This window comes from Ornithinimicrobium carbonis (assembly GCF_977012275.1).
Genome location: NZ_OZ348993.1, coordinates 3774681 through 3796388, shown reverse-complemented (window position 1 = coordinate 3796388; position 21708 = coordinate 3774681). Strand labels below are relative to the sequence as shown.

General features: G+C 71.6%; 20 protein-coding genes and 1 pseudogene. 14 read left to right on the top strand and 7 right to left on the bottom strand.

Going from position 1 to position 21708, the window contains the following annotated elements; genetic code table 11:
* Positions 1 to 57 precede the first annotated feature (57 nt).
* The 5 genes from ACWHYA_RS17410 (at position 58) to ACWHYA_RS17390 (ending at position 6330) form a co-directional block, all read left to right on the top strand.
* Positions 58 to 879 (top strand): SDR family NAD(P)-dependent oxidoreductase, encoded by an 822-nt coding sequence (locus ACWHYA_RS17410; RefSeq protein WP_425940139.1) that lies wholly within the window; start codon positions 58 to 60, stop codon positions 877 to 879.
* Positions 880 to 1048: 169 nt separating this feature from the next.
* A complete protein-coding gene (locus tag ACWHYA_RS17405; RefSeq protein ID WP_425940141.1) occupies positions 1049 to 2566 on the top strand; it encodes an SIR2 family protein in 1518 nt (505 codons plus the stop codon).
* 77 nt (positions 2567 to 2643) lie between these two features.
* Positions 2644 to 3390: a hypothetical protein gene (locus tag ACWHYA_RS17400; protein WP_425940142.1), complete on the top strand. Its 747-nt coding sequence runs from the start codon at positions 2644 to 2646 to the stop codon at positions 3388 to 3390.
* Positions 3391 to 3457: 67 nt separating this feature from the next.
* The gene (locus tag ACWHYA_RS17395; protein WP_425940144.1) at positions 3458 to 4828 is read left to right on the top strand and encodes an MFS transporter; all 1371 of its coding nucleotides are present in this window, start codon (positions 3458 to 3460) and stop codon (positions 4826 to 4828) included.
* Positions 4825 to 6330, top strand: coding sequence for a pyridoxal phosphate-dependent decarboxylase family protein (locus ACWHYA_RS17390; RefSeq protein WP_425940145.1), 1506 nt, complete (start codon positions 4825 to 4827; stop codon positions 6328 to 6330). Before ACWHYA_RS17395 ends, ACWHYA_RS17390 begins: the two co-directional genes overlap by 4 nt.
* 39 nt (positions 6331 to 6369) lie before the next feature.
* Here ACWHYA_RS17390 and ACWHYA_RS17385 read toward each other — a convergent pair whose 3' ends face one another.
* From ACWHYA_RS17385 to ACWHYA_RS17375, 3 genes are all read right to left on the bottom strand, one after another.
* The gene (locus ACWHYA_RS17385) at positions 6370 to 7428 is read right to left on the bottom strand and encodes an ADP-ribosylglycohydrolase family protein (RefSeq protein WP_425940146.1); all 1059 of its coding nucleotides are present in this window, start codon (positions 7426 to 7428) and stop codon (positions 6370 to 6372) included.
* A gap of 124 nt (positions 7429 to 7552) precedes the next feature.
* Positions 7553 to 8458, bottom strand: a complete 906-nt coding sequence (locus ACWHYA_RS17380) for a formylglycine-generating enzyme family protein (RefSeq protein ID WP_425940148.1) — start codon at positions 8456 to 8458, stop codon at positions 7553 to 7555.
* Between the two features lie 35 nt (positions 8459 to 8493).
* Entirely contained in the window at positions 8494 to 10224 is a 1731-nt protein-coding gene (locus ACWHYA_RS17375; protein WP_425940149.1) for a sulfatase-like hydrolase/transferase, read from the bottom strand.
* A gap of 278 nt (positions 10225 to 10502) precedes the next feature.
* Here ACWHYA_RS17375 and ACWHYA_RS17370 point away from each other — a divergent pair, with 278 nt between their 5' ends.
* The 5 genes from ACWHYA_RS17370 to ACWHYA_RS17350 all read left to right on the top strand — a co-directional run bounded on the left by ACWHYA_RS17370 (position 10503) and on the right by ACWHYA_RS17350 (position 14327).
* Positions 10503 to 11264 carry a GAF and ANTAR domain-containing protein gene (locus tag ACWHYA_RS17370; RefSeq protein WP_425940150.1) on the top strand — a complete coding sequence of 254 codons (762 nt, stop codon included), beginning with the start codon at positions 10503 to 10505 and terminating at the stop codon, positions 11262 to 11264.
* A gap of 3 nt (positions 11265 to 11267) precedes the next feature.
* The gene (locus ACWHYA_RS17365; protein ID WP_425940152.1) at positions 11268 to 12011 is read left to right on the top strand and encodes a GAF and ANTAR domain-containing protein; all 744 of its coding nucleotides are present in this window, start codon (positions 11268 to 11270) and stop codon (positions 12009 to 12011) included.
* A gap of 150 nt (positions 12012 to 12161) precedes the next feature.
* A complete protein-coding gene (locus ACWHYA_RS17360; protein WP_425940153.1) occupies positions 12162 to 12998 on the top strand; it encodes an SDR family NAD(P)-dependent oxidoreductase in 837 nt (278 codons plus the stop codon).
* Between the two features lie 58 nt (positions 12999 to 13056).
* Entirely contained in the window at positions 13057 to 13611 is a 555-nt protein-coding gene (locus ACWHYA_RS17355) for an SOUL family heme-binding protein (protein ID WP_425940155.1), read from the top strand.
* Between the two features lie 89 nt (positions 13612 to 13700).
* Entirely contained in the window at positions 13701 to 14327 is a 627-nt protein-coding gene (locus ACWHYA_RS17350; RefSeq protein WP_425940157.1) for a DedA family protein, read from the top strand.
* A gap of 72 nt (positions 14328 to 14399) precedes the next feature.
* Here ACWHYA_RS17350 and ACWHYA_RS17345 read toward each other — a convergent pair whose 3' ends face one another.
* Complete coding sequence (locus tag ACWHYA_RS17345; protein ID WP_425940158.1) at positions 14400 to 14579, bottom strand: hypothetical protein; 180 nt, start codon at positions 14577 to 14579, stop codon at positions 14400 to 14402.
* 67 nt (positions 14580 to 14646) lie between these two features.
* On the opposite strand from ACWHYA_RS17345, the gene ACWHYA_RS17340 reads away from it, so the two are divergent.
* Entirely contained in the window at positions 14647 to 15438 is a 792-nt protein-coding gene (locus ACWHYA_RS17340) for a DUF427 domain-containing protein (RefSeq protein WP_425940160.1), read from the top strand.
* A 15-nt stretch (positions 15439 to 15453) separates the two neighbouring features.
* Here ACWHYA_RS17340 and ACWHYA_RS17335 read toward each other — a convergent pair whose 3' ends face one another.
* Complete coding sequence (locus ACWHYA_RS17335) at positions 15454 to 15915, bottom strand: hemerythrin domain-containing protein (RefSeq protein ID WP_425940162.1); 462 nt, start codon at positions 15913 to 15915, stop codon at positions 15454 to 15456.
* 139 nt (positions 15916 to 16054) lie between these two features.
* Here ACWHYA_RS17335 and ACWHYA_RS17330 point away from each other — a divergent pair, with 139 nt between their 5' ends.
* The 3 genes from ACWHYA_RS17330 to ACWHYA_RS17320 are packed head-to-tail and all read left to right on the top strand — an operon-like array spanning position 16055 to position 19820.
* Positions 16055 to 17725 (top strand): nuclease-related domain-containing DEAD/DEAH box helicase, encoded by a 1671-nt coding sequence (locus tag ACWHYA_RS17330; RefSeq protein WP_425940163.1) that lies wholly within the window; start codon positions 16055 to 16057, stop codon positions 17723 to 17725.
* Positions 17726 to 17777: 52 nt separating this feature from the next.
* Positions 17778 to 18791: an NAD-dependent epimerase/dehydratase family protein gene (locus ACWHYA_RS17325; RefSeq protein ID WP_425940165.1), complete on the top strand. Its 1014-nt coding sequence runs from the start codon at positions 17778 to 17780 to the stop codon at positions 18789 to 18791.
* 3 nt (positions 18792 to 18794) lie between these two features.
* Positions 18795 to 19820, top strand: a complete 1026-nt coding sequence (locus ACWHYA_RS17320; protein ID WP_425940166.1) for an aminoglycoside phosphotransferase family protein — start codon at positions 18795 to 18797, stop codon at positions 19818 to 19820.
* A gap of 112 nt (positions 19821 to 19932) precedes the next feature.
* On the opposite strand, the gene ACWHYA_RS17315 is transcribed toward ACWHYA_RS17320, so the two are convergent.
* Entirely contained in the window at positions 19933 to 20163 is a 231-nt protein-coding gene (locus ACWHYA_RS17315) for a hypothetical protein (protein ID WP_425940168.1), read from the bottom strand.
* A gap of 112 nt (positions 20164 to 20275) precedes the next feature.
* A pseudogene (locus tag ACWHYA_RS17310) lies at positions 20276 to 21559 on the bottom strand (choice-of-anchor B family protein).
* Positions 21560 to 21708 lie beyond the last annotated feature (149 nt).

Below are 21708 nucleotides of genomic sequence, written 5' to 3'. Positions count from 1 at the left end.
CGGGTGCGCCTTGCACCTCTGCGCAGACCCCGCGCGCCCCTCGAGGAGACGGACCCCATGCCAGAGCAGCAGACGATCGTCATCACCGGAGCCAGCGACGGCATCGGCGCCGCAGCCTCCCGTCAGCTGAACGCGCACGGTCACCGGGTGGTCGTCGTGGGGCGCTCGCCGGAGAAGACCGCCGCCGTCGCTGCCGCGATCGACGCGCCGTCGCACGTCGCGGACTTCGCAGACCTGGCCCAGGTGCGGGCCCTCGCGGGCGAGCGGCTCACGGCATACCCGCGCATCGACGTGCTCGCCAACAACGCGGGCGGCATCTTCACGCAGGAGACCACGGTCGACGGGTTCGACAAGACGTTCCAGGTCAACCACCTGGCGCCGTTCCTGCTCACCCACCTGCTGATGGACCGCCTGGTCGAGTCCGGCGCGAAGGTCATCCAGACCTCCAGCGTCGGTCACCGCGCGTTCGTGAAGCTCGACCTGGACGACCTGGACAACAGCCGGGGCTGGAACGCTAACAAGGCCTACGGCGACGGCAAACTGGCCAACGTCCTGTTCACCAAGGAGCTGCACCGCCGCCACGCCGACCGGGGCATCAGCGCGGTCGCGTTCCACCCCGGCGGCATCGCCACGAACTTCGCGAACGACACCTCGAGCATCATGCGGTTCGCCTACCACACGCCGATCAAGCACCTGATGACGAGCGTGGAGAAGGGCGGTCAGCGTCTCGTCTGGCTGGCCGAGGGCACGCCGGGGGTCACCTGGCGCTCGGGGGAGTACTACGAGAAGAACAAGCCCGGCAAGGTCAACCCGCAGGTCCACGACGATGCCCTGGCCACTGGGCTGTGGGAGCGCAGCGAGGCGATGCTCGGCCTGTGAGCGCTGGTCGGCGGTCGACCCGTCATGGAGGTGGCATGGGGCGGCAACGGGCCGAAGGGAAGTCGTCCGCCCCCCAACCTGGTACGGGGCCGACATACTGGGGAAGTGGCGCTGACGCGCTATGCGCGCCGTGGGCCACAGCGGTGGTAGTTCTGCGAGAGTGCGGTTCATGAACGAGCCGCGGACAGGACATTTTTTCGTTGTGCACGGTGACCTGACCACGCTGTCCTGTGATGGGCTTCTCATCCCGTGCGACCAGGACGGTTCTGTCAGCGACTGGTGGTTCGACATGTTCCAACAGACGCCGTCGAGCGGCGAGCGGTGGGAACCGCTGCCACCCGGGGCCGAGTTGCGACGTACGGCCCGGGGTCCCGTCCGGCATGAGTTCGTCGACACGGTCTCGACGGGCGAGGACGTGGGCGCTCTCGTGGACGTGGTGCGTCGCGGCCTCGCGGCGCTAGCCCAGAGGGTCGGCGACTCCGCTGGCGCGGGTCGCATGGTCCCTTTGCTGGCCATGCCTATGCCCGGGACGGGGAACGGGGGCCTGGACCACAGGCGTGGTGCGGTCGTCCAACAACTGGTCCCTGGACTAGTCCGTTCCGCTACCGAACTGCGCGTCGACATTGCGCTCGTCGTGCAGGGTGGCCGGGACTACGCCGCGCTCCAGGGCGCACGGGGGAGCAGCAGTTTCGAGCTGTCCGACGAGCACACGGACCATGCTGATCGCTTGGGTCGGCTAGCAGGTGCCGACCAGCTCTCCTTATTCGTCGGTGCAGGTGTCAGCGTTCCCCTTGGCCTGCCGAGCTGGTCTGGACTCGTGAACGCCTTGCTTACCCGGGCGGGGATGCAGACCGTGCCCGACGACAGCACTGAATCAATGCTCAAGGACGCAGCAGGTCAGGCCAAGTCGAAATTGGGCGTGACGTACGACGACACCCTGGCAAAGATGCTTCATGTTCAGCGCCACGCGCTGGGTCATGCGCTCCTGGCGGGTTTGCAGACGCAGCAGAACGTGACCAGCAACTTTGACCGGGCGCTCGAGTTGGCGATGAAGCCGACGCACGGTGACGAGTTGAAGGTCGTGGCTCAGCAGTGGGCTGCTGCCGAGGCGCCCTGGTTGCTGAAGCTCCACGGGACGGCGGGGGATCGGCACGGCGTTGTACTGACAACAGAGGACTACCGGGCCCACCGCGAAGCCGGGGAACCTCTTTACGGACTGGTTCAGGCTCTCCTGATGACGAGCCACCTGCTCTTTGTGGGGTTCAGCCTCACGGACAACGCTTACCTGGAGAAAGCCCGCCCCGTCGCTGACATCTACCAGAGGGCCGGAGCGGGCAGTCGCAAGGTAGCCACCGCGCTCGGCCTGAAGTCGCTCGCCGACGAGGAGCGGGTCATGGATCGTGCGTTTGACCACTTGTCCTTCGGTAGGGAGGAGCACGGGGTTCCCGCTGCGGCGCGGACACTGGAGATCTTCCTCGATCGGGTGGCATGGACGGCAGCCCGCTCGCGGGAGGGCGCCCACAGCTACCTGATGGACCGTCGGTACGACGATCTGGTCAAGGAGCAGCACGGCGAAGACCTGCGAACTGCGTTGGAAAACGTCCGGGACGTCGCCCGTCGAAGCAAGAGTCCAGCCGCCCTTCACGTCCTTGATCAGTTGCAGGAATTCGGGGCTGGGGCACCGTGATTGGGTAGGCTGCCGACGAGAGGTGGCTCGCTCCGTACTGAGGTGACAGCACCCTGTACAGGGGGCAGAGTGCTCCCATGACGGACCTTCTGACCTTGTTGGAGTCGTTTAACCGCAAGGAGCGATTCATCCTCATGACGCAGGCGAGCGCCGGTGCAGTCCCCCTCGGCGTGAGCGCCCAGTTCCGTGAGCGGCTCAACGCTGTGCTTCCTGAAACCGTCCAGGTTCCTGACCTGGACAGAGTCACCTACGTGCTGGCGATGGACTTCCATCTCAACTGGCTGGCCGCTGCCCTTCAGCTCGCTTATCGGGGTAAGTCGGTCAACGAGGACTTGGCCCAGTCCTCCAACGAGTCCGCGGGCCAGATCTCGGGTGCCCCAAAGGGGAAAGCCTTCGAGCGCAACCAGGAGGACATCGACCTGTTGCTCGGTTGGGTCGCTGGCGAGCGCACGAAGCTGGTGCTGGTAGAAGCGAAGGCCCACACGAGCTGGCAGACGGGGCAGGTGGCGTCCAAGAGTGCGCGGTTTGCCGCCATATTCGGGACCAACGGGCAGACGTATGCCGATGCCCCCGTTGACGTTGCCTTCGTCTTGGCCGGATTCAAGACGCCGAAGCAACCGCAGTTCATGAAGGCTTGGGATCAGTTCGCCCTCCGGGAGACCGGGACTCACAGCAAGACCAGGCGATTCATCCCGCTCGACATACCGTCCGAAGTGCTCGTGGTTGGCGAGCACGACGGTCAGGGTAACTCCCAGACGAACGGAGGTCACTGGCGAGTTTCGCGCAAGCAGTTCACCGCCCCTGGGCCCAAGACCCCAGGCTGACCTACGCGCAGGGCCGAAATCCCCTTTCTGTCCAAACACAGCCCCGCCCCCCGCTAGGGTGCGGCCCATGGCCCGGACCGCGACGCAGCGCATCCCGCGCCGGGCCGTCGCGGGCTACGCCGCGGGCAGCGTCGGCACCGGGGGGTTCGGCACGTTGCCCGGGCTGGTGCTGGCCTACTACCTCACCGACACCCTGGCCGTCCCCGCCCTCCTGGCCACGCTGGTTGTCGTGGTCCCCAAGGTCTGGGACGTCGTCATCGACCCGGCCGTGGGGGCGCTGAGCGACCGCGAGACCAGGGGCCGCGGCACCCGCACCCGGCTGATGGCGGTCGGCGCGCTCACCCTGCCGGTCGGCTTCGTCGGCATGTTCGCCGTCCCCGAGGGTCTCACCCCGCTCTGGGCGGCGGTCTGGGTCACCGGGTGCTTCGTGCTGGCCACGACCTCGTTCAGCCTGTTCCAGGTCCCCTACATCGCGCTGCCGGCCGACCTCACCGGCTCCTATGACGAGCGCACCCGCCTCATGGGCTGGCGGATCGCGGTCCTCGCCCTCGCCATCCTGCTCGTGGGTGCCGGTGGTCCGGCGGTGCGGGACGCGGTCGGCGGGGGAGCGGCCGGCTACCTGCTCATGGGAGTGGTCGTCGCCGTCGCCCTCCTCGCCGGCATGCTCGGCACGGTCCTGGGCGTCCGCGGCCACCGGGCCCTCCCGGCCGAGGAGCTGGACCCGGGCGCCGGCGTCCGCGGCAACGCCCTGCGCGGCTACCGCGAGGGGCTCGCCGCGCTCCGGGACGTGGCGGCATACCGCGTCCTGCTCGTCGTCTTCGTGCTCCAGGCGGTCGCGACCGGGATCATGCTCGCCGCCGCGCAGTACGTCGCGACCTACACCCTCGGCCAGCAGTCCGCCCTGACCTTCCTCTTCGTGGCCCTCGTCGCCCCGGCGCTGCTCGTCATGCCGCTGTGGACCCGGTATGCCGCCCGCTACGGCAAGCCCCGCTCGCTCACCCTCGCGTCGGTCCTCTTCGCGCTCGCCGCGCTCTGCCTGCTCGCCCTCGTCCGGTTCCCGGGAGCCTGGCTCTACCTGCCGGTCTGCGTCGCTGGCATCGCCTACGCCGGCATGCAGCTCTTCCCGCTGGCGATGCTGCCCGACGTCATCACCTCCGCCGGCCGCGGCAGGGGAGGGTCGATGAGCGGGCTATGGACCGCCGCGGAGACCGGGGGACTGGCCCTGGGCCCCGGCATCGTGCTGCTGCTCTTGTCCGTCACCGGCTTCCGCTCCAGCACCGCCGACACGGTCGTCGCCCAGCCCGACGCCGCGCTGGCGGCGATCGTCGTCGCCTTCTCCGTGCTGCCCGCCCTGCTCGTCGGCGCGAGCCTGCTCGTGCTGCGCCGCTACCGCGACCCGGTGCCCGTCCCCGCCGTCCCGATCGAGGATCCCGTATGACGCACCAGCCCGACCCGACCACCCCCGGCTACATCACGTTCGAGACGGACGCGGTGCTCGCCCGCCTGACCGCCTACCGCGGCCACGACGCGCCCACCCACGGCGGGCGGGTGCTGTCCTACGTCTACGACAGCGGCCTCGCCGCGCTCGACGAGCTGGCCGCCCGGGCCGCCCGCGAGGTGCAGTCGGTCAACGGGCTGGACCCGACGACCTTCCCCTCCGTCGCGCTCATGGAGGGCGACCTGGTCGCGTTCGGCCGGCAGATCCTGCACGGCCCGGACGCCGTCGGGTCGGTCACCTCCGGCGGCACCGAGAGCTGTCTGCTGGCGGTCAAGGCTGCCCGCGACGTCTGGCGGGAGCGCCACCCGGGCAGCACGGCCCGCTCCCGGATCGTGCTCCCGCAGACGGCGCATGCGGCGTTCCACAAGGCCGCCCACTACCTCGACCTGGACGTCGACGTCGTCCCCGTCGACCCCGCGACCGGCACCCTGCCGGCCGCCGACCTGACCCGGCGCCTCGACGAGGGGACGACGCTTGTCGTGGTGAGCGCACCGGCATACCCCCATGGCGTGGTCGACCCCGTGACCGAGGTGGCCGCCGCGGCGCAGGAGGCCGGGGTCCCGTGCCACGTCGATGCCTGCATCGGCGGGCTCGTGCTGCCGTTCTGGGGGGCCGCGGGAGGCGGGCCGGTGCCGCCGTGGGACCTCCGGGTGCCCGGGGTGAGCAGCATCTCGGCGGACCTGCACAAGTACGGCTACGCGCCCAAGGGCAGCTCCCTCCTCCTCTTCGCCGACCGCGCGCTGGACCGGGCGCGCTACTTCGCGCTCACCGACTGGCCGGGGTACCCGGTCGTCAACCCCACCGTGCTCGGGTCCCGCTCGGCCACCTCGCTCGCCGCCGCGTGGGCGGTCACGACCGCGCTGGGGGAGCAGGGGTATGTCGCGCTGACGCGGCGTCTGGTCACCGCCACGGCGGCGGTGCGCGGGTGCGTCGACGATATCGTCGGCCTGCGGGTGCTGGGTGACCCGGTCGGACCGCTGGTCGCGGTGGTCGCGGACGAGGACGTGCCGGCGGGGGAGCGGGTCGACCCGCACCTGTGGGCCGGGGCGGTCCGGCGGAGGGGGTTCGTGCTGCAGGGGCAGCCGGCGTTGACGCAGTCGCACGGCTCGGTGATCCCGCGGTCGACCCACCTGACCGTGACGCCGGTGACCGCCGGGGTGCTCGACGAGCTGCTGGAGGCGCTCGCGGGCGGGGCGGACGACGTGCGGGGTCAGGCGGGGGCCGGGGCAGCCGGTGGCCCGGGTGCTGCGGCCGGTGATGGCGTGGCGGGGTCGCCGGACCTGCCCGACCCGGCGGAGCTGGCGCGGGCCGCGCGCGAGGACGGCGAGCTGGACCTGACGGCGGTGCTTGACCTCATCGAGACGCTGCCGAGGGAGGTGAGCGCGCGGATGCTCGTGGCGTTCCTGGCGGAGTTCACCGAGCCGCGGGTCGACGGGCGCTGAACCCCGCGCCGCAGTCGGACGCGCGGGTCGCGGCAGGACTCACCCGCCGTGGCGCGCGCCCCACGACGGGAGCCACGGTTCACCGTCGGGCTCCTTGGCCAGGGGCGTGAGCATGGCGGTCATGGCCAGGTCGGTCGCGAGCGCGTCGCAGGCCCACGCCAGCTCGAGCCGGGTGGCGCCGTGCTCGAGCAGGGGCGTGCTGCCGTGGCGGGCGCCGAGCAGTCCGCCGACGACGGCGGAGGTGCCGTGCTTCTCCGGGGAGAAGGAGGCCAGGGCCATGGCCATCATGAGCTCGTCCGGGTCGGGGTGGGACAGGACCAAGTAGACGGCGGCAGACAGCGCCGACGCCGCGGAACGGTCCGGGGCCAGGTCGGCGACCCGGGCGGGGCTGCGGGGCTCCACCGCGGCCGTGGTGATCGCCGCACCCACCCGCTGCTTGACCAGGTCACCGCCCTCGGGGGCGTGGTTCTCCAGCAGGGTGACCCATCCCTCGGCGAGGGGGACGGAGCGGTCCGCCGCCTGGGCGACCAGCAGCGCGCCGAGCGTCGCTGTCGGCGCCGCCAGCGGGTGGGTGTGGGTGGTGCCGACGAGCTCCTCGACCGGCCAGGTCAGGGACGGGCCGTGCAGCGCCAGGAGCACCCCGAACGGGAGGGTCCGGACGAGGGCGTGGGCGCCGAGGCTGCCGTGCCCGGGACCGGCGGGCAGGCCGGAACGCAGGCTGCGCACGGTCGCCGGGGCGTTGCCGCGCCGGGCGCCGAACGCGGGGGAGCGGGTGAGGAGGCTGGGCGTCCCGCTGCGGTTCCCGGCGACGCCGGGGATCTGCTGGGCGGTCGCCCAGCGGCGGAGGGCCTCGAGGTTCTGGTGGCCCCAGTCGATGCCCAGACCCTGGCCTGCCCGCTCCATGGCGCGCACCATCCCCTCGGTGGTCGCCAGCATGAGCTGGGTGGCCACACCGGCCGGCCAGGACGGGGCGGAGCTGGTGAGGTGGTCCGCTGCGTCGCCGAGGGCGATGCCGTGGTGGACCCCGCGGGACAGCTCGATGAGCTTGGACAGGGTGGCGGCGGACTGGTAGTCGCTCGTGCTGGGGTCTTCGGTCATGGGGACCTCCTCGGTGGGCGTCGGCCGATGCGTTCACCAGCCTTCGATGTCACCTTGACCCTAATGGTCGGGTCTGACAGACCTGACCGCGAAGACCCAGGGGAGCGCGCCGGTGGAAGAGCGCTCAGGGATGCCGGCCCACGTTCCTCGCGCAGCGGAAGCCCAGGTGGGTCGTCGCGGAGTCACGGTCCTGGGGCTGGCGGGCGGCGGGGCGGTAGCGCAGGCAGTACTCCGGGGCGCACAGGTGCGAGCCGCCCTTGACGACGAAGGCGTCGCGCGGGCGCTCGCGTCCCCGGTGCGGGGTGCGCGGGTCCGCCGGGACGCAGCAGGGCGAGGTCGCGGCGTCCGGGTGCCGGGCGCTCCACCGGTCGCTGGTCCACTCCCAGACGTTTCCGATCAGGTCCACCGTGCCGTAGGCGTCGGCGGGGTAGGAGCCGACCGGGGAGGTCCCCGCCCAGCCGTCCTCGGCGGTGTTCAGCCAGGGGAAGGCGCCCTGCCAGGTGTTGGCCAGGTGCCGCCCGTCCGGCACCCGGTCCTCGCCCCAGGCGTAGGCGGTGCCGCTGCTGCCGCCCCGGGCGGCGAGCTCGTGCTCGGCCTCGGTGGGCAGGCGCTTCCCGGTCCAGCGGGCGTATCCCGTGGCGTCGTCGTGGCAGACCTGCGTCACCGGGTGGTCGGCGCGGTCCGCGGTCGCGTCGGACCCGGGACCCTCGGGCGAGCGCCAGCTCGCGCCGGGCGTCCACGTCCACCACCGGGAGGGGTCGTGCAGCGGGACCGGACCGTCGGACCCGGTGAAGACCAGCGCCCCCGGCACCAGCACCTCGGGGTCGACCCCGGGGTAGTCGCGCGGGTCGGGCGACCGCTCGGCCACCGTGACGTAGCCCGTCCCGTCCACGAACCGGGCGAACTGCGCCACCGTCACCGGCGCCCGGTCCAGCAGGAAGGACGTCACCCGCACCTCGTGGGCGGGCCGCTCCTCGGGGTAGAAGTCGTCCGACCCCATGAACAGGCCCCCGCCGGGGACGAGCACCATACCCGTGGGGGTCCCTGGACCGGAGAGGAGGGCGCTCAGGTGCGCTCCTGCGCTTCGGCGTCGGTCCCGGGGTGGTGCAGCTCGCTGGACTCCCCGTGCGCGGGTGCCCCGGCCTCGGCGTCCTGCGGGCGGTACCTGATCTCTCGGGTGCCGAACAGGTCGAGGTCGAAGGGTGCCTCGTCCTCGCCGACCTCGGTCTCGACGAGCCGCACGAGCTTGTCCAGCATGCTGGCCACGAGCTGCTCGTCGTAGTCGGGGTGGGAGGGGTCGCCGATGTTGCGCATCTCGCCGGGATCGGCGGCCAGGTCGTAGAGCGCGACGTCGGAGGTGGCGTGCAGCTCATCGACGGTCCGGGGTATGCCGTACTGCGTGGGGGAGAACCACCGCACCAGCTTGTGCCGGCCGTCGGAGACGGCGCGGAAGAAGGTGCGCTTGTCCATGTCCGGGGCGCCGTACCTCTCGCCGGCCGCCCGCGCGTCCTCGAGGGTCTTCGGCGGGCCGTCCCCGAGCTGGGAGAGGTCGCCGAGCGCGCCCTGGATCGCCCACTCCGGGTCCAGCTGGTTCAGCCCGTCCCACATGACGAGGGCGCCGCCACCGGGTTGCGAGGCCGACCCGCGGGGCGGTGCGGCCTCCTGGGGCGCCTCCAGCACCGGTCGCAGGTCGCGGCCCTTCAGGGCGGGGTAGCGCTCGCGGACACCCTCCCCGTCCAGCCCGGCCCACGACAGGAAGGTGGTGGCCAGGTCCAGGTGCGAGCCGACGGCGTCGGAGGCCACGCCGCTCGGCCCGTGCGGGGAGACGACCGTCATGTTGACGACGGAGGCCTCCTGGAAGGGGATCGCGCCCTTCTGGGTCAGCCGGTGGGCGCCGTTCATCTCCCCGTGGTCGGAGGTCAGCACCACCACCGTGCTGCGCCACAGGTCCTGCCGGTCCAGCTCGTCGAGGATCCGGCCGAACTGCTCGTCGACCATCCGCAGGCAGTTGATGAGGTAGTTGCGCCGCACCTTCCACAGGTCCTCCCGGCCCGCCGGGATGGCCCCGTAGTTCCACTCCACGTTGCGCTGGTAGGAGCGCACGCCGTAGGGCTGGGCGTCGAGGTCGTCGGAGAAGTTCTCGGGGAGCTGCACGTCATACTCGCGCAGGAAACCCAGCCGCTGCGGCGGGTGGGCGAGGGAGCCCATCGCGCCGTTCTCGTGGGGACGCTCGTCCTCGCCGGCACGAAGGAACATGACGTCGTGCGGGTTGACCATCGAGGAGATGAGCAGCCACGGACGGTCCGTGGGGCGGGCGTGCCGCAGCCAGTCCACCGTCTCGAAGGCCACGGTGCCGTCCAGCTGCTCGCCGTGCAGCGGGGCGCCCCAGTTGTCGCCCCAGGACTGGTAGTCGGAGAACCCGTAGTCCTCCAGGGCGTCGGGGGAGCGGTCGGGGTGGGAGAGGTGCCACTTGCCCTTGAAGGCGGTGTAGTAGCCCTGCTCGCGCAGCATCGTGCCGATCGTGGGGACGCCCTCGTCCAGCTGGTCGGTCCAGGCGAAGTTGGTGTTGTCCCACATGCCGATGTTCTTGGCGTGCTGGCCGGTCCACATCGTGGCTCGGGAGGGGGTGCACTGCGGCACGGTGCAGTACTGGTTGGACAGGCTGACCCCCGCCCCGACGAGCCGTTGGATCGCCGGGAGGTCGACCCCCGGGGGCAGGTCCATGTGCACGTCCCACTGGTCCATGCACAGGACCAGGATGTTGGGCCGCTCGCCGTGCCCGTCGGTGTCCACCATGGCTGGCTCCTTCCTCGTCCGGACAGTCTGCCCCGGAACGATGGTGGGTGTCGGAGGGGCAGGACTCGAGACGGTGGTCCACGACGGCGGTGGGGGGTGGTGCCGTCGAGAGGTCCGAACGACTATGGTGACCTCCACTTGCATGTGGCCCGGACCCTGGCACGCGTTCGAGTTCCTACGTCGCAGTGAGGGGTCTCGTGAGGCACACAGACGCAGGACGCGTTCTGCCGATCATCGGGGCTGGACGATGACCGTCTCCATGGACGATGGTCGCTCCTATGGATGACGGCGCGGCGCGCTTCTCCCGGATCAGCTCACTGATCGCGGATGAGCCCTCGGCTCCCGGGGACTCCGGCGGTCGTGCCGGTGCCCTGGGCCGGCTGTGCACGGTGCTCGTGCGGGAGGTGGCCGCCACCGGGGCGGGCCTGACGGTCCTGGTCGAGAACGCGCCGTCCCTGGTGGTGGCCACCTCCGGTCGGCAGGCCGACCAGCTCGAGGAACTCCAGCTGCTGCTGGGTGAGGGGCCCTGCGTGGATGCGGTCGCGGCACGGAGGCCGGTGTTCGAGTCCGACCTGGGGGGTCCTGGCCTGACGCGGTGGCCCGCCTACGGCCCGGCGGCGCGAGAGCTGGACATCGGGGCCGTCTTCGCCTTCCCCCTGCAGGTGGGAGGCGCGTGCGCCGGGGTGCTGGACGTCTACCGGACGCGACCTGGGTCGCTGTCGTCCAGCCAGGTGCTGGAGACGCTGACCTTCGCCGACGTCGCCCTGTCGATCCTGCTGGACGACCAGCAGGACGCCACCGAGCGCCGACCGTGGGAAGACCTCGACGGGTCGATGACCCCGGTCGAGCTGTACCAGGCCCAAGGGATGGTGATGGTGCAGCTGGGCGTCTCGCTGGGTGAGGCGATGGTGCGCATCCGGGCCCATGCCTACGCCCAGGACCAGTGGCTCGGTGAGGTGGCTCGAGCCATCACCGGCGGTACGCTGGAACTGACTCGAGACGACACCGATGACTCTCGTCGTCCGCGAGTTGAGGAGTAGCTGATGCAGACGATCTCGCCCGAGCCTCTGGCCCAAGCCTTCGTCGAGGTCGCCGACACCCTCGTCGACGACTTCGACCTCATCGACTTTCTGGAGCTGGTCACCGGACACGTCGCCACGCTGAGCGGTACGGCCGCGGTCGGTCTGCTGCTGGCTGACCATCGCGGTCACCTGAAGTTCATGGCGGCCTCCCAGGAGTCGGCGCGGCTGCTGGAGCTGTTCGTGATCCAGAACAACCAGGGTCCCTGCCGTGACTGCTACGCCACGGGTGAGCCGGTGGTCGTGGCCGACCTGAACCTGGCGCACGGCCGTTGGCCCGCCTTCACACCGCGTGCCATGGCGGCGGGCTTCCGCTCGGTGTGCGCCCTGCCCCTGCGCCACCAGGGGACCGTCATCGGTGCACTCAACATGTTCGGCACCGCCGCCGAAGACCTGTCCGAGGATGACGCCCGCATCATCCAGAGCCTGGCCCACGTGGCCACGATCGGCATCCTGCAGCAGCAGGCGATCCGGCGGGGTGAGCTGCTGACCGAACAGCTGCAGGGGGCGCTCAACAGCCGGATCGTCATCGAGCAGGCCAAGGGGGCCCTGGCCCAGCTGCGCGGTACGGACGTCGACACGGCCTACACCGCCATGCGGGACTACTCCAAGAGGAAGGGTCTGCGGATGGGCAGGGTCGCCCTGGAGCTGGTGACCGACACGCAGAGTCACCCCGAGCTCACGATGCGGCCTGCGCGAGAGGTCTGAGAGGCTGGCCGTCCGGCATGGCACCGGGCCAGCCAATCCGCCACCCGCCTGGGCGCTCGGGCCAAGGCGCACACGGGAAGGAGATGGGCGCCGCCGCGCTTGTCACAGGAGCGCGTCCCCGCGCACACCCTCCCGAGACGAAGGATCCCCATGCCCGACCAGCAGACGATCGTCATCACCGGAGCCAGCGACGGCATCGGGGCCGCAGCGGCCCGCCAGCTGACCGAGCACGGCCACCGGGTGGTGGTCGTCGGGCGCTCGCCGGAGAAGACCGCGGCCGTCGCGGGACAGATCGACGCGCCCTTCCACGTCGCGGACTTCGCCGACCTCGCCCAGGTGCGCGCCCTCGCGGAGGAGCTCACGGCATACCCCCGGATCGACGTGCTCGCCAACAACGCCGGCGGGATCTTCACCCGGCAGACGACCGTCGACGGCTTCGAGAAGACGTTCCAGGTCAACCACCTGGCGCCGTTCCTGCTCACCCACCTGCTCATGGACCGGCTGATCGAGGCCGACGCGAAGGTCGTCCAGACCTCCAGCATCGGGCACCGTGCGTTCGGGAAGATCGACCTGGACGACCTGGACAACAGCCGGGACTGGAACGCCAACAAGGCCTACGGCGACGCCAAGCTGGCCAACGTGCTGTTCACCAAGGAGCTGCACCGCCGGTACGCCGACCAGGGCGTGAGCGCGGCCGCCTTCCACCCCGGTGGCATCGCCACCAACTTCGCCAACGACACCTCCAGCGTCATGCGGTTCGCCTACCACACGCCGATCAAGCACCTCATGACGAGCGTGGAGACCGGGGGGAAGCGGCTCGTCTGGCTCGCCGAGGGCACGCCGGGGCAGACGTGGCACTCGGGGGAGTACTACGAGAAGAACAAGCCCGGCAAGGTCAACCCGCAGGTCAAGGACGAGGACCTGGCGCGGGGGCTGTGGGAGCGCAGCGAGGCCATGCTGGGCCTCGAGGCCCGTCCCGGACGATGACCCGCCGCCACGCGGTCGGGACCTCCTGGCCGGCACCTGCTGGGCGTAGCGTTCGACCATGACCGAGAAGCAGGTCTACGAGGTCGTCCGCTCCTATCCGGAGTTCGAGCTGCGGCGCTACCCCGCGCACGTCGTCGCCGAGGTGGTCGTCCGGGCGCCGTTCGAGGACGCCGGCAACGTCGCCTTCCGCCGGCTGGCCGGCTACATCGGGGGCCAGAACCGCTCGAGGGCCAAGATCGCCATGACGGCACCGGTGGTCCAGCAGGAGTCGGAGACGATCGCCATGACGTCCCCGGTCGTCCAGCAGGAGACCGGGCAGGGTGGGTATGCCGTCGCGTTCGTCCTCCCGGCGGCGTTCACCCTGGAGAGCGCGCCGGTGCCGACGGACCCCGACGTCACGCTGCACACCCGCCCGACCGTGCTCTCCGCGGTCCGCCGCTACCGGGGCAGGTGGACGCAGGCGTCCTTCGAGCGGCACCGGGCGGTGCTGGACCGGGCGCTCAGCGAGGCGGGGTTGACTCCCGTGGGTCCGCCCCGATGGGCGCGCTTCGACCCGCCCGTCGTCCCTGCGCCCCTGCGTCGCAACGAGGTCGTGCAGGACGTGACCGACTAGGGGTCGTGCCGGGGGGGCGGGGCGTCCACGTTCAGACCTCGTGACCTCGCCTCTGTTGGCATACTTGGCCGGCACCCCTGGGAGGACGCATGATCGAGGCGCTCAACGCCTTCATCGAGTCGCACGCCGACTCGGCCTGGCTGCTGCCGATCGTGCTCCTGGTCTGCATCGTCGACGGGATCCTCCCACCCGCGCCTGCCGAGACCGTGATGGTGGCCCTCGGAGCGGTGGCCGTCGCGGAGGGCGAGCCCAACATCCTCGCCCTGATCGCCGTGGCGGCGGTCGGTGGCTTCCTGGGGGACAACCTCACCTACAGCCTGGGCCGGTACACCCGTCTGGGCCGGCTCCGGGAGAGCCGGCGACCCAAGGTGCGGTCCTTCGTCACCTGGGTGACCGGACTGCTGCTGCGCCGCGGCGGGATGATCATCATCGCCTGCCGCTACATCCCCGGCGGCCGGCAGATCGTGAACCTGACCGCGGGCGCCATGGAGTTCCCCCGCCTCCGGTTCATGTTCTTCGACAGCATCGCGGTGTTCAGCTGGGCCGCCTACAACGTCGGCGTCGGAGCGCTGGCCGGGAACTGGGTGAAGGAGCAACCCCTGCTGGCCATCGTCATCGCCCTGGTCCTGGCGCTCGTGCTGGGGTGGGTGGCGGAGCAGGCTGCCAAGTGGTGGGGCAACCGGGCGCAGCGAAGGGTCGCGGCCGAGGCCAGGTAGTCGGACCGGTCCTGTCGGTCTGAGCAGTCGTCCGAGCAGCCGGCCCGCAGGGGCATCGGGCGGCCCCGTCGCTCAACCCTCGCCCCCCGAGCCGGCCCACAGGACGACGCCCAGCCCGACCCCGGCCATGAGCATGGTCCAGCTGCCGAGCGCGAACGACAGGGCCAGGCCGATCGCCAGCGCGATCGCGATGCCCGTGGCGAGACGCTGCCGGTGGCCGCCGGCTCCGTCCCTGCCCGCGTCGGGGTCCATGCCGTCCAGTCTTCCAGCGTGCGCAAGACCCTGGCGGCTTCACGCCGCTCGGAGGACCATGGAGGTCATGGCCATCGACATGCTCCGGACGACCTTCGACCTCCTGCCCGAGCTGCGCTACGGGGCGGTCGAGAAGCGCATCCGCGCGAGCAGGGACGGCCGCCCCGTCGCGGACACCACCGGAGCTCTGCTCGTGTGGGAGCCCAGGCGCATCGTGCCGGAGTATGCGGTGCCCGAGGCCGACCTGCTCGTGGACCTCGTCCCGACCGCGGCCGCCGACCGGCCCGACCCGCTCCCTCCGGTGCTGGCCCCGGGCCACTTCGGATGGCACACCACCCCGGGGACGCCGCTGGCCCTGGAGGACGACCCCGAGGCGCGCGAGGTCGCCTTCCGGCCGGACGACCCGGTGCTGGGCGAGCGGGTCGTCCTCGACTTCGCGGCGTTCGACTGGACCGAGGAGGAGGAGCCGGTCATGGGCCACCCCCACGACCCGGGCCAGCGCATCGACTGCCTCCGCAGCAGCCGGCACGTCGTCGTGCGCCTCGGCGGGACGGTGCTGGCGGACTCGCGCCGGCCGGTCGCCCTCTTCGAGACGCACCTGCCGCCCCGCTGGTACCTCCCGCGCGAGGACGTCCGGACGGACCTGATGTCGGAGTCGACGACGCACACGGTGTGCGCCTACAAGGGGCGCGCGAGCTACCTGAGCGTCGACGTCGAGGGCGGCCAGGACGTCGCGTGGACCTACCCCGACCCGCTCCACGACGCCGAACCGGTGCGCGACCTGGTGTGCTTCTGGTCCGAGCGCTGCGAGGTCGTCGTCGACGGGAAGCGGGTCGAGGGCGGGATGCCGGGGGAGTAGACCGCCCCGGACCGCTCAGCCCTGCCCGCCGATGTCGACGGCATAGGCCTCGTAGACCAGGTCGCTGCCCCGCTGCCGGTGCCGCACGAGCCGCCCGACCAGGGAGGTGACCGCCTCGCGGACGGCGGGCAGGTCGGTCGGCACGTCGTCGCCGTCCAGCATCGAGAGGCATCCGTCGAGGTCCTCGCGCAGGGAGGCGTGCTCGGCCAGGAGGGCCTCCACCGACCGGGCCAGCCGCGGATGCCCCTCGAGGACGTCGCTGAACATGCCGTCCGGACGCTCGGTCAGCCCGATGTGGTCCTCGAAGTCGTGGGCCAGCTCGGTCAGCGCCGCCCGCACCCGCTCCGGCCAGACGTCGGTCCGCCCGAGGGGGACGGCGAGGGCGTCGAGCACCGCGCCGATCGACTCCCGCATCTCGGCGCGCCGGGCGCGCACCTCCTGCAGGTAGAGCTCGAGGTCCTGTCCGTGGGACGCCATGTGCCATGGTCCCGCACCCGGGCGCGCCCGTCCACGGTGAGGACGTGGACCGGGCCGGGGCGGGCCCGCTCGTGCCTGTCGGAGCCCGCCCCTATGCTCCGCTCCATGGGCGACGGGGCAGGAACGAGGGAGGTATGACGTGGGCGCGCGGCTGATCCCGGCGGAGCCGGCCTTCGCCCACCCCACCGAGCGTGAGGTGTGGGACCTGCTCGTGTCCCAGCTGGACGAGGACTGCATCCTCCTTTCCAACGTCCATCTCACCGACCACGAGCAGGACCACGAGGCCGACCTCGTCGTGCTGCTCCCCGACGCCGGGGTCGTGGTCGTGGAGGTCAAGGGCGGCAGCGTCTCGGTCGACCACGAGGGCCGCTGGCACCAGAGCGGCGGCGGCTCGTCCCGGCCGATCGACCCGGTCGGGCAGGCCCAGCGGGTCAAGCACGCGCTGCGGCAGTACGTCCAGGACGACCCGCGGTGGCGCGACTCCTCCCGCTCCCGCGTGCGGTGGCTGCACACGGTGGTGACGCCGTACAGCGCGGTCCCGGAGGGCTTCTCCCAGCCGGCGTGCCCGCGGGAGATGGTGCACGGGCGCGACGACCTCGGGCGGCTGGCGACGCGGCTGCGGACGCTGGCGGAGACGCACGAGACGAACTACCGCCGGCCCGACCACGGGGACGTGGAGCTGATCGCCGAGATCCTCACCGGGCGCAATCTCATGAGCGCCGACGTCGTGGCCGAGTCCGACGACCGCGAGGCGCGCGCCGAACGCCTGACCCAGGAGCAGGCTATGATCCTGGGCGTCACCCGGCTGCTGCGGCGGGTGGAGGTGCGCGGCGGGGCGGGCAGCGGAAAGACCGTGCTGGCGATGGCCCAGGCGAAGCAGCTGACGAGGGGGTTCGCAGGGCAGAGGGCGCAGCGGGTGGCGCTGCTGTGCTACTCGATCGGGCTCGGCGAGTGGTTCAAGCGCTCCTTCGAGGGGGTCCCGCGCAAGCACACGCCGGCGTTCATCGGCCGGTTCGAGGAGCTCGGGCGGGCGTGGGGCGCGGACATCACCGCCGGCCGGGACGACAGCGACTTCTGGGAGAAGGAGCTGCCCGCGCGCATGGCCGGGCTGGCCGCCGACCTGCCGGAGGGCAGGAAGTTCGACGCGATCATCGTCGACGAGGCCCAGGACTTCGCCGAGGGCTGGTGGACGCCGCTGCTCACCGCGCTGCGCGACCCGGAGGAGGGCGGGCTCTACGTCTACTCCGACGAGAACCAGCGGCTCTTCCCCCGGTTCGGCCGCCCGCCGGTGGCGCTGGTGCCGCTGGTGCTCGACCACAACCTGCGCAACACCCGGCAGATCGCCGAGAGCTTCAGCGCGCTGGCCCCGATGCGGATGCGACCGATGGGCGGCGACGGGCCGGAGGTCACCTTCGTCCAGGCCTCGGCGGACGAGGCGCTGGGGGTGGCCGACGACGAGGTCGAGCGGCTGCTCGACGAGGGCTGGCCGACCTCCCACGTCGCGCTGATCACGACCGGGACCCGGCACCCCGAGCAGCAGTCGCGGCAGGAGCAGCTCGGCCAGGAGGGCTACTGGCGCACCTTCTGGGACGGCGACGACGTCTTCTACGGGCACGTGCTGGGCTGCAAGGGGCTGGAGCGGCGCGCGGTCGTGCTGTGCTTCAACGAGGACGGCACCCGCGACCGGTCCAAGGAGCGGCTCTACGTCGGGCTGTCCCGGGCGACCGACAAGCTGGTCGTCGTCGGTGACGCCGGCGCGGTCCGCCGGATGGGCGGGGACGAGGTCGTCCGGAGGTTGGGGCTGCGCTGACCGGCGGCCGGGCCCCCCTGTCCATCGGGGCCGCGCAGGAGCACACTGAGCCATGCGCGTACTGGTGACCGGTGGGACCGGTTTCGTCGGAGGACACACGGTGGCCGCCCTGGTCGGGGCCGGCCACGACGTCCGGCTGCTGGTGAGACGACCCGAGCAGGTCCCGGTCACGCTCGGCCCGCTGGGGGTGGAGGTGAGCGACCTCGTCGTCGGCGACGTGCTGGACGACGCCTCGGTGGCCGCGGCCCTCGACGGGACGGACGCCGTCGTCCACGCGGCGGCCGTCTACACCTCGGACCCGCGGCGGCGCCAGGAGGTGGCCCGGACGAACGTGCGCGCGACCCGCATCGTGCTCGGGCTGGCCGCCGCTGCCGGCCTGGACCCCGTCGTCCACGTGTCCTCGACCGTCGCGCTCGTGCGTCGTGGTGGTTCCGGACCGGAACTGCCCCTGGGGGACATGACGACCACCTACGGTCGGTCCAAGGTCGAGTCCGAGGTCGTGGCCCGTGAGCTGCAGGCCGAGGGCCGGCCCGTCGTGTGCGTCTACCCCGGGGGCGTGCTCGGTCCGCACGACCCCTACCGCGGCGACCAGGGAGAGATGATCCGCTGGATCCTGCGGGGGCTGTTCCCGATCTGGCCGAGCGGCGGTCTGCACTACGTCGACGTGCGGGACGTCGCCGCCGTCATCCTCGCCGTGCTCGAGCCCCGTCGGGGACCGCGCCGGTTCGTCGTGCCCGGGCACCACGTCACCGGACGGGAGCTCTACTCCACCCTGTCCCGGGTGTCCGGGCGCCGGTTGCCGCACGTGGACCTGCCGGCCCGGGTGCTGGCGCCGCAGCTGAGGGCGACGGACCACCTGATGGCCCGCCTCCCGGCCCGCCTGCGTTATCCGGCCGAGTCCGAGGGGGTGGAGATCTTCGGCCGGGACACCCGGCTCGACGACGGGCCGGCCAGGACAGAGCTCGGCATCGTCCCCCTGTCGCTCGAGGAGTCCCTGCGGGACACCACCCGGTGGCTGGTCGGGTCCGGGCGGTTGGACCCGGCACGGGCTCCGGCGCTGTCCTGACCGGTGGAGACCAGGGTCCTCGCCCGGGCGCGGGCGGGGTTCGACCTCGGCGAGGGGGGCCTGCGGGTCACCCCTGGGCCGCGGGGCGCGGTGGGCCAGGTGTGGCGGCTGGAGGTGGGCGACAGGGTTTATGCGCTTAAGCACGTGCTCACCGGTCCTCCTCCTGCCCGCGCGACGGTCGAGGCCGAGCTGGTCCTCGCCCGGGCGGCGGCCGGAGCCGGTGTCCGGTTGCCGGCGAGTCGTCCCGGTCGCGACGGGCAGCTCGTGGTGGCACTGCCGGAGGGGGGCTGGCTGCGTCTGTACGACTGGATGGACGTGCGGCGGTGCGAGCCGACCGTCGACGCGGACGCGCTCGGCGTCCTGCTCGCGCGACTGCATACCGTCGCACCCGCGGTCCGGCACGAGCCCGACGGGGCACCGCCGCAGGGCTGGTACGAGGCGCCGCCCGGGGCTGCCGGGTGGGACCGCCTGGCGGCCGAGGCGGTCGGGGCGGGGACGTCCTGGAGCTCACGGCTGGCCGCGGCGACGGCCAGCATCTCGGCGCTCTCCGCCGCTCTCGGGCCCGCCGACCCCGACCGGCTCCGGCTGTGCCACCGCGACCTGCACCCGGAGAACGTGCTCACCGACGGCTCGGGTGAGCTCGTCGTCGTGGACTGGGACGACGTCGGACCGGCCGACCCGACCCGGGAGCTGGCCGGCGCCCTGGTGCTGTGCTTCCACGACGGCACCCCGGACCTGGACGCGATGCGTCGGGCCTACGCCGCCTACGTGGAGGCGGGCGGTCCGGGGCGCCTGCGGACGCGCGCCGACTTCAGCATGCTGCTCTCCACCCGGTTCAACTTCCTCCACGCCCAGGCGAGGGTCGCCCTCGACCCGACGGCGACGCCGCGCGAGCGCGCGTGGGCCGAGGAGGAGGTCGACGAGGGCCTGCGCACCCTGCCGACGCCGGAGCTCCTCGACGCCGTCCTCGACGCGGTCGGGCGGACGTCGCCCGTCGAACCCGGGGGTATGCCGTTCAGCGTCAGCTGAGGTGGGCCACGACCTCGCCGTCGAAGATCACGACCGTCCCCGCCGTGCCGCGCCCGACCGTACGCACAGGTGCGCACAGGTGCGCACGGGGTGGGCGTCGGGTTCCCCGGGGTCAGGCGTCCCGGGCGGCGACCTTCGGCTCGTCGATGTCGACCCCGGGCACGGACAGGTCCCTGAGTGCCTTGGAGATGCCGGCGACGAGAGCGGCGGAGGCGCGGTCCTCCTCCCGGATGTCGTCGGGGGAGAGCGAGTCCTCGGGGGTGTCGGACCGGACCGACTGGACGAGAGCCTCCTCGTCCGTGATCTCGGCGTCCACGGTGATCGTGAGCGTGTGCTTGGCCATGACGGACAGCATGGCGGCTCGCCCCGGGATCAGCCACCCGGGACGTCGACCCACACGTCGCGGGGTGGGGACCCGGCTGACCCGGACCCCCACCCCTGGGAGGCGTGACGGACTACCTCGCGGAGCCGCCGCCCTTGCCGCGGCCCTGCCCGCCGCCCTTCCCGGCGGACCTGTCGCTGTTGTCGGAGCTCTTGGCGCGGGACTGCAGCACGAAGACCCCCTCGTCGCTGCTCGTCACCACGACCTTGCCGTCACCGAAGTAGGGGTAGGCGCCCCACGACCCGAAGAACTCGGTCCGGTCGTCGGCGGGGAAGACGTCGAAGAAGCCGCGCATCGTCACCCGGCCCTGCTCCTGCTTCCAGGTGTCGTAGATCCACAGGCCCGAGGTGTAGTTGGCCTGGTAGAGCAGGAAGTCGTCGACGAACATGTTGTGGTCGATCGAGGTGTTGCCGCCGGTGTGCGTGCCGATGACCTTGGCGTCGTCCAGGTCGCGCATGTCCCAGATGTAGGTCGTGCGCTCGCTCGCCACTCCGCTCAGCTCGTCGAGCTCGTCGCCGAGGAAGAAGTAGCTGTGGTCGGCGCTCAGCCAGCCCTGGTGGGTGTAGATGTCACCGACCTCCAGCGACTCGTCGACGTAGCGGAAGCGGTCGAGCACCACCGGGTTCTCCGGGTCGGTCGCGTCGTAGATCGTCACCGTGTCCTCGTTGGAGCCGATGCAGATCTCCCGCCCGGTGTAGTCGGCGTCCGGGCCGGCGTAGTCCACGCACTAGATGTCGTGGGAGTAACCGTCCTCCGTGAGGCACCCGACGAACTGCGGGTTGTGCGGATCGGTCGCGACGTCGTAGACGATGGCCCCACCGTTGCCGTTGAGCACCGGGAAACCGGGGTTCGGCGTGCCGCAGACCTCGACGTCGTAGACGGAGCCGACGACATACATCCGACCGCTCTCCTCGTTGAGCGAGATGTTGTGCGAATTGGTGACGTCGTCGATGTGCGCAGTCAGCTCGACTTCGGTCGGCGCCGTCTTGCCGCGGAACTGGGTGAGGTCCACGACCTGGATCCCGAAACCCTCGATCGTCCCGGCACCTGGGTCGTAGGTCGCGAGGTCGATCGCCTCGCTGCCGATGTAGGCGGTGTCCTCGTAGACACGCACGTCGCCCCAGATGTTGCCGGAGTCGCCAGGGACCTCGGACTCCAGCGTGCCGAGGTAGACGGGGTTGCTGCCGTCGGTGACGTCGATGAACGCGGTGCCCTCGAACGTGCCGACGATCGCGAGCTGCATCCCGGTCTCCTCGTCCTCCCAGCCCCACAGGTCGTTGACGAACGACGACTCCATGTCGGGCAGCGGGGTAAAGGAGGCCAGGTCGACCTTGTGGCAGGGGAAGATGCCGGCCATGCCGTCCTCGCAGCGGAGGTCCGACATGGCCTCCACCGGGACGCCGCCCGGGCTGACCGCGTCGACGACGCCCAAGTGGTGACGCCGGCTCGGCCTTGAGCCGGCCACTCCAGGGTGCCCCAGGATGTGACCTGTCGCACATCGTGAAC

Excerpts from the sequence above, each read along its gene's own strand:
- ACWHYA_RS17410 (WP_425940139.1), top strand. The coding sequence starts at position 58 with ATGCCAGAGCAGCAGACGATCGTCATCACCGGAGCCAGCGACGGCATC.
- ACWHYA_RS17405 (WP_425940141.1), top strand. The coding sequence starts at position 1,049 with ATGAACGAGCCGCGGACAGGACATTTTTTCGTTGTGCACGGTGACCTG.
- ACWHYA_RS17400 (WP_425940142.1), top strand. The coding sequence starts at position 2,644 with ATGACGGACCTTCTGACCTTGTTGGAGTCGTTTAACCGCAAGGAGCGA.
- ACWHYA_RS17395 (WP_425940144.1), top strand. The coding sequence starts at position 3,458 with ATGGCCCGGACCGCGACGCAGCGCATCCCGCGCCGGGCCGTCGCGGGC.
- ACWHYA_RS17390 (WP_425940145.1), top strand. The coding sequence starts at position 4,825 with ATGACGCACCAGCCCGACCCGACCACCCCCGGCTACATCACGTTCGAG.
- ACWHYA_RS17385 (WP_425940146.1), bottom strand. The coding sequence starts at position 7,428 with ATGACCGAAGACCCCAGCACGAGCGACTACCAGTCCGCCGCCACCCTG.
- ACWHYA_RS17380 (WP_425940148.1), bottom strand. The coding sequence starts at position 8,458 with ATGGTGCTCGTCCCCGGCGGGGGCCTGTTCATGGGGTCGGACGACTTC.
- ACWHYA_RS17375 (WP_425940149.1), bottom strand. The coding sequence starts at position 10,224 with ATGGTGGACACCGACGGGCACGGCGAGCGGCCCAACATCCTGGTCCTG.
- ACWHYA_RS17370 (WP_425940150.1), top strand. The coding sequence starts at position 10,503 with ATGGATGACGGCGCGGCGCGCTTCTCCCGGATCAGCTCACTGATCGCG.
- ACWHYA_RS17365 (WP_425940152.1), top strand. The coding sequence starts at position 11,268 with ATGCAGACGATCTCGCCCGAGCCTCTGGCCCAAGCCTTCGTCGAGGTC.
- ACWHYA_RS17360 (WP_425940153.1), top strand. The coding sequence starts at position 12,162 with ATGCCCGACCAGCAGACGATCGTCATCACCGGAGCCAGCGACGGCATC.
- ACWHYA_RS17355 (WP_425940155.1), top strand. The coding sequence starts at position 13,057 with ATGACCGAGAAGCAGGTCTACGAGGTCGTCCGCTCCTATCCGGAGTTC.
- ACWHYA_RS17350 (WP_425940157.1), top strand. The coding sequence starts at position 13,701 with ATGATCGAGGCGCTCAACGCCTTCATCGAGTCGCACGCCGACTCGGCC.
- ACWHYA_RS17345 (WP_425940158.1), bottom strand. The coding sequence starts at position 14,579 with ATGGACCCCGACGCGGGCAGGGACGGAGCCGGCGGCCACCGGCAGCGT.
- ACWHYA_RS17340 (WP_425940160.1), top strand. The coding sequence starts at position 14,647 with ATGGCCATCGACATGCTCCGGACGACCTTCGACCTCCTGCCCGAGCTG.
- ACWHYA_RS17335 (WP_425940162.1), bottom strand. The coding sequence starts at position 15,915 with ATGGCGTCCCACGGACAGGACCTCGAGCTCTACCTGCAGGAGGTGCGC.
- ACWHYA_RS17325 (WP_425940165.1), top strand. The coding sequence starts at position 17,778 with ATGCGCGTACTGGTGACCGGTGGGACCGGTTTCGTCGGAGGACACACG.
- ACWHYA_RS17315 (WP_425940168.1), bottom strand. The coding sequence starts at position 20,163 with ATGGCCAAGCACACGCTCACGATCACCGTGGACGCCGAGATCACGGAC.